The organism is Candidatus Fusobacterium pullicola (assembly GCA_018883725.1).
GTDB lineage: Bacteria > Fusobacteriota > Fusobacteriia > Fusobacteriales > Fusobacteriaceae > Fusobacterium_A > Fusobacterium_A pullicola.
Genome location: JAHLFN010000071.1, coordinates 1 through 10,943, shown reverse-complemented (window position 1 = coordinate 10,943; position 10,943 = coordinate 1). Strand labels below are relative to the sequence as shown.

General features: G+C 30.6%; 7 protein-coding genes. 6 read left to right on the top strand and 1 reads right to left on the bottom strand.

All coding sequences use genetic code 11. The annotated features are described in order from the left end of the window. The first annotated feature begins 155 nt into the window (after positions 1-155). Genes IAA47_07930 through IAA47_07915 form a run of 4 tightly spaced genes read left to right on the top strand, consistent with a single transcriptional unit; the run spans position 156 to position 6,031 of the window. Positions 156-1,457 (top strand): TolC family protein, encoded by a 1,302-nt coding sequence (locus tag IAA47_07930; protein ID MBU3842889.1) that lies wholly within the window; start codon positions 156-158, stop codon positions 1,455-1,457. 29 nt (positions 1,458-1,486) lie between these two features. Continuing rightward, positions 1,487-2,560 carry an efflux RND transporter periplasmic adaptor subunit gene (locus tag IAA47_07925; protein MBU3842888.1) on the top strand — a complete coding sequence of 358 codons (1,074 nt, stop codon included), beginning with the start codon at positions 1,487-1,489 and terminating at the stop codon, positions 2,558-2,560. 23 nt (positions 2,561-2,583) lie between these two features. Continuing rightward, a complete protein-coding gene (locus tag IAA47_07920; protein ID MBU3842887.1) occupies positions 2,584-5,634 on the top strand; it encodes an efflux RND transporter permease subunit in 3,051 nt (1,016 codons plus the stop codon). Between the two features lie 13 nt (positions 5,635-5,647). Continuing rightward, positions 5,648-6,031 (top strand): hypothetical protein, encoded by a 384-nt coding sequence (locus IAA47_07915; protein MBU3842886.1) that lies wholly within the window; start codon positions 5,648-5,650, stop codon positions 6,029-6,031. Positions 6,032-6,436: 405 nt separating this feature from the next. Here IAA47_07915 and IAA47_07910 read toward each other — a convergent pair whose 3' ends face one another. Next, positions 6,437-7,087, bottom strand: a complete 651-nt coding sequence (locus IAA47_07910) for a DUF1275 domain-containing protein (GenBank protein ID MBU3842885.1) — start codon at positions 7,085-7,087, stop codon at positions 6,437-6,439. Positions 7,088-7,320: 233 nt separating this feature from the next. Here IAA47_07910 and IAA47_07905 point away from each other — a divergent pair, with 233 nt between their 5' ends. Both IAA47_07905 and IAA47_07900 read left to right on the top strand, forming a co-directional pair. Beyond that, complete coding sequence (locus IAA47_07905; protein ID MBU3842884.1) at positions 7,321-10,155, top strand: ATP-dependent helicase; 2,835 nt, start codon at positions 7,321-7,323, stop codon at positions 10,153-10,155. After that, the gene (locus tag IAA47_07900; GenBank protein MBU3842883.1) at positions 10,139-10,768 is read left to right on the top strand and encodes an epoxyqueuosine reductase QueH; all 630 of its coding nucleotides are present in this window, start codon (positions 10,139-10,141) and stop codon (positions 10,766-10,768) included. Before IAA47_07905 ends, IAA47_07900 begins: the two co-directional genes overlap by 17 nt. Positions 10,769-10,943: the final 175 nt, after the last annotated feature.

The window sequence follows — 10,943 nt, the reverse complement described above, 5'->3', positions numbered from 1 at the left end:
TAGACATAGTTAGTAACTACTCCTTTTCTTATTGTATTTCCCTCAAAATGAGGGAGGAAAAATAATCTTTGACAAATTATTATACTACAAAGGATTAGGAGTGGTTTACATAGATTTAAGTTAACAGAAACTTTTAACATATTAGGAGGTAAATTATGAAAAAGATTTGGGGATTACTTTTGGTATTAAGTAGTTCTGTTTTTGCAAGAGAGCTGACTCTTGATCAAGCTATTCAAATGGCTTTAGATAATAGTAAAGAGATCAAAATATCTCAAAAAGATGTAGAAACAGCAAAATTAAATGTAGGGATAGCATTTAAGAATGCTCTTCCAAGTGTAATATACACTGGTTCATACACTAGAAGTGAGTATGACAGAAAGATAACAGTAGAAGAGAGACCAAGTCAAAGATTAGACAGTGGAAAAAAGAGAGAAACTGATGCAAAAGGTGGATATTTACAAAAAATAACTATATCTCAGCCTATTTTTCAAGGGGGAGCAATTCTAGGTGGAATTCAATATGCTAATGCTTATAAAAATATTGCAGATCTTTTGTATTTAGGATCTCAAAGAGATATTAGATTAGAAACAATTCAAGTTTATTCAGATATAGTTAGAAATGAAAAAGATTTAGAGGCTTTAATATCTTCAAGAGAGGAATTAAAAGCAACTTATGATAAACAAAAGGCTCAATTAGATTTAAGATTGATAACAAAAGCAGATATGTTAAAGACAGAATACTCTATATTAGAAGTAGAATCACAAATTATAGGGACACAAAATCAGATAGCAGTTCAGAAAGAAAATCTAAAATTAAAACTTGGTTTACCAAGAACAGAGGATTTAACAGTTGTAGAGTTTGATGTACCTATGTATTTAAGTAGAAACATAGATTTTAAAGCAGACTTAAATCAAGCTCTTACAGAGAGTATAGATGCAATGGTTGCTAGTAAGTATGTAGATATGGCAGATGCTCAAAGAAAAGTAGCAAGAGCAGATATGTTACCACAAGTAAGTGCTTTTGCTAGTTACGGAGTAGAGTCAGATAGAAGAAAATACAATGCTACTATGGATGATGCTGAATGGAGAGGAGGAGTTCAAATAACTTGGAATGTATTTGAATTTGGGAAGAACTATGATAGCTATAGAGTAGCAGCTATTTCAAAAGAGCAAGAGGAGTTAAGAGAAAAAATTTCTAAAGATACTATTGATATTAATGTAACAGATGCTTACTTAGAATTGATTAAATTAGAAAAAGAGAGAGATTCTAAAGGAAGAGCTTTAGAGGCAGCTATAGAAAACTATAAGATAGATAAGGAAAAATATGCTGCTGGCTTAATTTCAACTATTGATTTTTTAGCCTCTGAGACACAGGTTAGAGAAGCTAAAGTAGGTTATAACCAAGTAGTTATTGATTATCTATATGCTTTTGAAAAATATAGATCAATGTTAATTTAAAAATAAAATATATTATCAGGAGGAAAAAGATGAAAAAAGCTAAATATTTAGTATTTGTATTAATGCTAATACTAGTAGGTTGTGGGAAAGAGAAAGAAGAACAAGTAATAGAAAAACCTGTTAAATATGTTGTAACTGAGGGAGTAGCAGTAAGAACAATGAATCAGGTTTTTAGAACTGATGCTGTTCTTGAGCCAAAGGAGAAAGTTAACCATCAAACTGAAAAAGGTGGAACAATCGAGAAAATATTAAAGAAAAACGGAGATAAAGTAAAAAAAGGTGAATTAGTGATGGTACTTTCAGATAGTACAACAGAGTCAGCTTATTTTACAGCAAAGGCTAATTATGCTTCAAGTAAAGCGGCAATGGAGATAGCTAAAAACAATTATGAAAAATTTAAAAAATTATATAATGAAGAATTGGTTTCATATCTTGAATATGTAAATTATGAAAATAATTATATTAGTGCTAGAGGAGCTTATGAATCAGCAAAAGCTAGTTATGAATCGGCAAAATCTGATTATGATAAGTTATCTAGAAAAGCAGAGATTTCTGGAGTTGTAGGAAATCTTTTCGGAAAAGTAGGAAATAAAGTTTCAGCAACAGATACTTTATTTACAGTGATAGATGATAGCTCAATGGAAGCTTATATAGGATTCCCAGCAGAATGGTTAAATCAAATAAAATTAGGTGAAGAGGTTCAAGTAGAAGTTCCAGATATTAATAAAACTTTAGTTGGAAAAATTATAGAGATAAACCCAATAGCTGAAAATGATACTAAAAAATTTAAGATAAAAGTAGCTATTAACAATAATGATAAAGTTGTGAAGGATGGAATGTATTCATTTATAACTGTTCCAGCAGGAAAAATAGAATCGTTATCAGTTAGTGATGAAGCTATATTTGTAAGAAATTTACTTTCATATGTGTATAAAGTGGAGAACGGAGTAGCTAAAAGAATAGAAGTAAGTACAGGAGCTACAAATTTACCATATACACAAATATCTTCTAAAGATATAAAAGAGGGAGATAAAATAGTTGTAAAAGGTATATTTGGTCTTGAAGAGGGAGACAAAGTAGAAGAAAGTACAACAAATAAGTAAAATAAATAATGAGGTGAAAATAGATGACACTAGCAGGTTTGTCAATACGTAGACCAGTAGCTACTACAATGGTTATGATTTCTATAATGTTTATAGGGCTTATGGCAATGCTTTCAATGAAATCAGAACTTTTACCTAATATGGAAATTCCGGTTGTAACAATAAGTACAACTTGGAGTGGAGCGGTAGCAGAAGATGTAGAAACACAAATTACTAAAAAAATAGAAGAGATACTACCAAACGTAGAGGGAATAGATAAAATTTCATCAACTTCAACTTTTGAAAAATCAACAATTGTAGTTGAATTTAACTTTGGTATAGATGCAGATGAAAAGACAACAGAGATTCAAAGAGAACTATCTAAAATAACAAATGATCTACCAGATGATGCTGGAACACCAGTAGCTAAAAAAGTAGAAGCTGGAGCTGGAAACTTAACGATGATTCTTATGTTCTCAGCAGAAAATAGAAGTGAGTTAAGTACATTTATTGAAGAGTATCTAACTCCTAAATTAGAAAGTTTAACAGGAATAGGACAAGTATTAGTATTTGGTAACCCAGACAAGCAATTGCAAATTCAATTTGACAGCGATAAATTAGCAGCATATAATTTAACGCCAGTAGAGTTATATAATTTAATCTCTATATCTAGTAAAAATTTACCATTAGGTACAGTGCAAACTGGAAATAAAAATATAATTGCCAGATTTATGGGAGAATTAAACTATATTGATGAGTATAAAAATATGGTAATCCAAAGTAATGGAAATACTTTAAAGTTATCAGATGTAGCAGATATAGTTTTAACAACTGAAGATTTCTCAGATAAAGGATTCCTATCAGGAAAAGAAGCTATACCAGTAGCTATAGAAAAATCAGCTGATGGAAGTACTATCGAATTAAATAAAGCAGCTACGAAAGCGATAGAAAGCTTAAAGTCAGTAATGCCTCCAGGGACAGAATATAAGGTATTAATGGATTCTTCTGAAGACATTGAAAGCTCAATTTCTAGCGTGAGTAGTGGAGCTGTACAAGGACTTGTACTAGCAACAATAGTACTACTTCTTTTCTTAAAAAATATAAGAGCAACATTCCTAGTTTCGGCAGCTTTACCAGTTGCAATAATCTTTACGTTTGCCTTTTTAGCACTAAATGGAACTTCTCTTAACTTAATCTCACTAATGGGATTATCAATAGGGGTAGGAATGCTTACAGATAACTCGGTTGTTGTTGTGGATAATATATATCGTCATATGACTGAATTACATTCTCCAGTGATGGAGGCTTCAGAGAATGGAGCAACAGAGGTTACTTTATCAGTTATAGCCTCATCTCTTACAACAATGGTAGTATTTATTCCAATACTATTTATACCAGGGATTGCTAGAGAGATATTTAGAGATCTATCTTATTCAATAATATATTCAAATATTGCTGCATTATTGGTATCATTAACATTAATTCCTATGCTAGCAAGTAGATTTTTAAGTAATAAGATAAATATAACAGCTGAAGGAAAGATATTTGGAGCTGTAAAAAATAATTATATGAAGCTTATTAAATGGGCTCTTAAAAATAGATTAAAAACAGTTGCAATATCTATTATTCTATTTGTAGTATCTTTAATGGTAGGACCTAGATTCTTAAAAATGGAATTCTTCCCAAAACAAGATAAAGGTAGATACTCAATTGCTGTTGAGTTAGGAAAAGGACTAGACTTAGATAAATCAATAGCTATAGCTAATCAAATAGAGGATATAGTAAAGAATGAGCCAAATACAAAATTCTATTTTACAGTTGCACAAAATGATCAACTTTCAGTAAACGTAGATATTGGAAAAAAAGATACAAGAGATATATCAGTTTTTGATATCATAAATAAAGTTAGACCTCTTGCTGAAAAGATACCAGATACAAGGGTAAGTGTTTCAGAAGAGTTTTCAATGAGAACACCATCTAGAGATGTAGAGTTTAGTATTGTTGGTACTAATCTTGATGAATTAAAGGTTGTTGGAAAAAATATAATAGATAAATTAAAACAATATCCAGGAGCTGTTGATATAAAATCAACTTTAGACCCAGGTAACGTAGAGGCTAGAATTGTATTAAACAGAGATAAAATTAAAAGTTATGGACTAGATCCAATAAGTGTAGGACAAATTTTAAGTTATTCTATATTAGGTGGAGATAGAAGTAATACAGTAACAGTAAAAACAGGATCTGAAGAGATAGATGTTATGGTAAGACTTCCGAAAGAGAAAAGAAGAGATATAAATGATATTAAAAATATAAATATCAAAGTTGGAGATAATAAATTTATTAAAGTCTCAGATATAGTTGATATAGTTTATGCTGAAGGTTCTTCTGAAATAAATAAAACTGATAGAATATATAGTGTTACAGTATCAGCAAATGATGGTGGAGTAGGAACAAGAGCAATTCAAGATCAAATGGTAAAAGCATTCAATGAATCAAATCCTCCAGCTTCAGTTTCATACAGATGGGGTGGAGATTCAGAAAATTTAAGTGACTCAGTAAGTCAATTAGGAATGGCTTTAGGAATTTCAATCTTCCTAATCTATGCGTTACTAGCGGCTCAATTTGAAAACTTCCTATTACCATTTATAATAATTGGTTCAATACCACTAGCATTAATCGGTATTATTTGGGGATTAATAGTATTTGGACAAGCTGTTAACGTAATGGTTATGATAGGAATGATACTTCTAGCAGGAGTCGTTGTTAACAATGCTATTGTTTTAATCGACTTTATACAACTTACAATAGAGAGAGGAAGCAATAGAACAGAAGCTGTTTTAGAATCATGTAGAACAAGACTTAGACCAATACTTATGACAACAATGACAACAGTTTTAGGAATGTTACCACTTTCTTTAGGAATAGGAGAAGGATCAGAGGTATACAGAGGAATGGCTATTACTGTAATGTGTGGACTTACATTCTCAACTTTACTTACACTAGTTGTTATACCAATATTATTTACACTAGTAGAGGATTTCATTGAAAAGGTTGCAAATTTTTTAAAGAAACTTTTTAATAAAAAGGCAGAATAGTGGGGGATAACATATGAAAAAATTTGAAAATTTTAAATTAATGATGATCTATATTAACGAGTCACATAAATCAATGTTAGAAGAATTTTTTGATGATATACACTTTCATTTCTATACTGTACAAAGAAAGGTAGAAAGTGTTTGGAGTGAAAAGTTAAAACATAAGAATACTCAAATTTGGCCAGGAACAGATTGTATATTTTTATTGAGTCTTCCAGAAGAAAAAGTAGAGGATATGTTAAAAAAGTTAAAAACATTTAGAGTATCATTACCTTATGAAATTGTTATGGGAATAGGAGTAATTCCTATGGAAAGAACTATTCCAGACATTTCAAAAGAAAATGATGTTGATATTGATGAAGCTTTACTTGAAAAATTAAAAAATAAAAAGAAATAGTAGTTAAATGAAAAAATCTCTCTTATTCTTAGTTAAAAGCTAGGATTAAAAAGATTGGAAGAGAAAAGTTTAAATATGTTCCTGTGAATTCAAAAGAGTTTAAGGAATATTTGGAAAATTTATATATTCCAGAAACAATAGATGGGGATTTTAGTAAGTCACCAGTTCCGTTTTGTAGCAATGATATGATAACTAATGAAACAGGAATAGCAGAGGGATAAATGGGAATAGTAACCCATGATGTAGAACTATTAACTGGGATAAAATCAAAAGAGGTAGCAGATTTGATTGATGAGTATAGCTACGTTTGGAAAAATAAAGTTAAATATTGGAGAGATTTATTTTAATATATTGATTATAGAATACAAAAAGCTAAGGATTTTCTCCTTAGCTTTTTATCTGTAATTATTGAAAATGGTAGTGTGCATCAGTAAGATGTAAAACATGCCTATATCTATGTCTTAAAGAGAAATAAATACAAGCAACAGTGATGTAACCAAAACCTGCTATAACAAAAGCTCTATCTTTTAATAAAAAGTAAGATTCTATTCCAAAAAAACTTCCAAGTAAAAACATTGAAATACTTGTAAGACAGAAATAAATCTTCCATTTATCCTCTTTTTTTCCTTTCAAATAATGACCTAAATATACTCCAGCATCTGTAATAATTCCACTGACATGACTAGTTCTAACAACAACTCCTTTGTATGAAATAAAGAGGCCATTTTGTACTCCCAACATAAATGGAAGATAGTAGAAAAACAACCAAGTATCTTTAACTGTAAGGTAGAGTAGTAGAAGTCCAAGACCAAGTATAAGCATAGAAAAACCATATCTTCTTCTTAAATTAAACTCTCTTCCATCAACTAAGAAACCTGAAATAGTAGAACCTATAACAAAGACAATTATGATAGATAAAATTTTAAAAACTTCTAAAAAATGAGCTTCCCCGATATTGATAGCTATTTTAGAAACATGACCAGTAAAATGAGAAACTGTATAGGAATATTTTGCAATACTTACAGTATTAATAAATCCCCCCAAAAAACATAGCATACACATCCAATTCAATAAAAGTCCATGTAAAACTTTCAATTTTTCACCCCAAATAAATTAATCACATAAGATGATGATACCCCTTTTTAAAGAAAAATTCAAGAGGAATTTGATTAAGAATATTAAAAAATAGAAAAATTTTTCTATATATAGAACTAATAGAAATTTAGGTTAGTAAATGTATAGATATATGGTATAATTAAATTTGAATAGAGTGGTAGGAGGAAGAGAGAATGGAGTTAAATGAGAAACAGTATGAAGCAGTAGTAACTACAGAGGGACCAGTACTATTAATATCTGGACCGGGCTCTGGAAAGACTAGAACGTTGGTAGAGAGAGCTATACATCTTTTAGTAGAGAAAAAAGTTAAGCCAGAGAATATATTTCTTTCAACTTTTACTGAAAAATCAGCTAGAGAGTTACTTGTAAGGATATCTGAGAGAATAAAAGAGAAAAATGAGAAGATAAATATAAATGAGATGTATATAGGAACTCTTCATTCTATCTTTTTAAGACTTATAGATGAGAATATAGAGTACTCTTTCTTTAGAGATGGATATAGGGTGTTAGATGATATTGACCAACATTTCTTTATATATAGTAGAATAAAAAGATTTAGTGAGATAGAGGGATATAGAGAGTTTTTTAGGGATATACCGGGGATAAATAGTTGGGAAAGAAGTAAAAAGATATTGGAGTGGTTAAATAAGATAAACGAAGAGGGAAAAAGATTAGATAATATTAGAACAGAGAATAGGAAAATACTATTTCTAAAAGAGGCTCATAGGGTATATCACGAGATGTTAGTAGAGGAAAATATGATGGATTTTACTACTATACAGAGAGAGCTTTATAGGATTTTACATATAGAAGAGGTAGCAAAAAAACTACAAGAGAAGATAGAGTATATAATGATAGATGAGTATCAAGATACAAATAGTATTCAAGAGAAAATCATATTTTTATTGGGAGAAAAGAGAGAGAATATCTGTGTAGTTGGTGATGATGACCAAGGAATATATAGATTTAGAGGAGCTACTGTAAGAAATATCTTAAGATTTCCAGAGAGATTTGAAAAAGGAAGATGTAAGAAAATTAATTTAGATATAAATTACCGTTCTCATAGAGATATTATTAGATTTTGTAATAAATGGATAAATCTAATAAATTGGCGGGAATTTAGGTATGAAAAGGAGATAGTACCTCCAGAGGATAAAGAGTTTCCAAATTCTAGTGGAGTAATAAGGATAGGTGGAGATTCTGAAAGACAGTGGAAAGAGAATATATGTAGATTTATAAAGAAGTTACACACAACTAAGAAGATAGCAGATTATAGTCAGATAGCTTTTCTATTTAGAAGTGTACAAAGTCCCAATGTAAAGGAATTAAAAAAATATCTTGAAGAGAGTGGAATACCTGTATATTCACCTCGCTCTAAGGATTTTTTTGAAAGGAAAGAGATAAAGCTTGTCATAGGGGCACTTCTCGTTTATTTTCCTCATTGTAAATATTTGGTGCTAGATGAGGTACAAAATAGAGGGCAATCAGTATTCTATTACTATAAGGATTGCTTAGCTTTACTAAAAAGAGAGGTACAAAATGACGAGGAGCTATATAGCTGGCTAGTAGAGAGAAGAAAAGAAAATGCTAGTGAGGATATAGGGATAATACCAAGTTTAAGAAAGATATTTTTCTCACTTTTACAGTTTAAAACTTTTAAGAACTTTATAAAATTAGAGAGTAAAAGTGTAAAAGAGGGAAGAGAGACATATAATCTTGGAGTATTCAGTGAGATTTTAGAGAAGTTTGAGGCTCTCTCTAAAGTAGAGGATATAGCAAGAGATGAGATAGAGAAAGTTGTAAAATATTTCTTTATGGTATATACGAAAAATCTTTACTTAAAAAGAGTCGATGAGTATGAGAGTAAGGAGGAGTTTCCATTAGGAGCAATTCCATTTTTAACATTCCATCAGGCTAAAGGACTTGAATTTCCTATTGTAATAGTTGGCTCATTAGAATCTACTCCTATGGATAGAGAGAAAACAGAGGAGGATATACTAGAGGAGTTACTTAGATTAGGAGACGATTTTGAGCCAAGAGAGAGAAAAAATCTTTTTGATTTTTGGAGAATTTACTATACAGCATTTTCTCGTGCTCAAAATCTATTGGTTTTAACAAGTATAGAGAATCGTTCTGGAAGAAATGAACTTCCATCTAGAACCTTTAGACCTATTTATGAAGCTATTCCCTATGTAGATGATGAAAAATTTAGGCTAGATAGATTAGAAATAGAGCCTCTAAAGAGTAAAAAGAGTAAAGAGTTACTCTCATATACTGGGCATATACTACTTTATGAATTTTGTCCATTAAAATATAGATTTGTAAAGGAATTTAAATTTAAGACGTTAAGTAATCCTAAAACTTTTTATGGAATATATGTTCATAAGGTTGTAGAGAGAGTTCATAGGGAGTTTTTAGCTGAGCTCTTTAATATAGAGAGAGTTGGAGAGCTAGTAGAGAGTATAGGAAACTCTTTGGAGAAGAGTTTGAGGACAGAGTTTAGTAGTGAAATCAGAGAGAGGGTATATCAAGATATAGTGAGATATATTGAGCAGAATAGATTAGAAGATATAGTGACAGCAGAGTTAAAAGCATATAGTGTGGAAAAGGACTATATCATAGAGGGAACTTTGGACTTATTAAGAAAGAGTGATGAGGGAATAGAGTTAATAGACTTTAAGACAGGAAAGTATGATGAAAGTAGAGTTGATATTTACAAAAGACAGTTAGAGATATATACATATCTATTGAGAGATAAGTATTTACTAGATGAGTTAAAGGCATATCTATACTATATAGAGGAGTTAGATTCAAAGATAGAGGTAGAATTGGATAGCCAAAGTATTGAAAGAAGTGTGAAAAGATTTGAAACTGTAGCTGAGAGACTGTTAAGTGGAGATTTTACTTCTAGAGAGTATGGAGAGAGTTGTGAAGAGTGTGAGTTTAAGTGGTATTGTATGCCAAAGGAAAAAGCTTTAGAAGGAGAAGAAGATGAAACAAAACTATGATTTATTAATGGAGAAGGAGATAAAAAAAATAGTAGCTGAAGGAAAGAAACCAAGACTTTTACTTCACTCATGTTGTGCACCATGTAGTTGTGCTGTAATAGAGTATCTACTACAGTATTTTGAGTTGACAGTATTTTTCTATAATCCAAATATAACTTTTGAAGATGAGTATAGAAAAAGATTGGAGGAGCAAAGGGATTATCACCAAAGAAAAGGGTATAATATTGAGGTGATAGAGGGAAGATACAATCCAAGAGAGGAATTTTTTGAAAAGGTAAAAGGTTTAGAGAAGGCTCCAGAGGGTGGAGAGAGATGTTATAAGTGTTATGGACTCCGTTTAGAAGAGACCGCTATTAAAGCTAAGGAGTTAGGTTTTGACTATTTCACATCAGCTTTAAGTATTAGCCCTATGAAAAATTCTCAATGGATAAATGAGTTAGGGGAGAGTTTAGGAGAGAAGTATGGAGTAAAATTTTTAAATGGAGATTTTAAAAAGAAGAGCAGATATCTACAATCTGTAAATATCTCTAAGGAATACAATCTATATAGACAGGATTACTGTGGGTGTATATTCTCTAAGCTAGCAAGAGAGGAGAAAAGTAAAAACGCTTGATTATCAAGCGTTTTTATTTTCACAACTATCTACCATATTTGAAGTGTAACTACTCAGGTCTATAATTAAAAAACTAAGACTTTCTTCAAAAAATTTGAAGAAGGTCTTTTTTTGTTGCCAAAAATATGATATACTATTTAAGTACTTTTTTGATTAGGAGGTGAACCATTATGAA

Bases quoted from the DNA above. Each gene is read 5' to 3' on its own strand.
- IAA47_07930 (MBU3842889.1), top strand. From the start codon at position 156: ATGAAAAAGATTTGGGGATTACTTTTGGTATTAAGTAGTTCTGTTTTT.
- IAA47_07925 (MBU3842888.1), top strand. From the start codon at position 1,487: ATGAAAAAAGCTAAATATTTAGTATTTGTATTAATGCTAATACTAGTA.
- IAA47_07920 (MBU3842887.1), top strand. From the start codon at position 2,584: ATGACACTAGCAGGTTTGTCAATACGTAGACCAGTAGCTACTACAATG.
- IAA47_07915 (MBU3842886.1), top strand. From the start codon at position 5,648: ATGAAAAAATTTGAAAATTTTAAATTAATGATGATCTATATTAACGAG.
- IAA47_07910 (MBU3842885.1), bottom strand. From the start codon at position 7,087: ATGCTATGTTTTTTGGGGGGATTTATTAATACTGTAAGTATTGCAAAA.
- IAA47_07905 (MBU3842884.1), top strand. From the start codon at position 7,321: ATGGAGTTAAATGAGAAACAGTATGAAGCAGTAGTAACTACAGAGGGA.
- IAA47_07900 (MBU3842883.1), top strand. From the start codon at position 10,139: ATGAAACAAAACTATGATTTATTAATGGAGAAGGAGATAAAAAAAATA.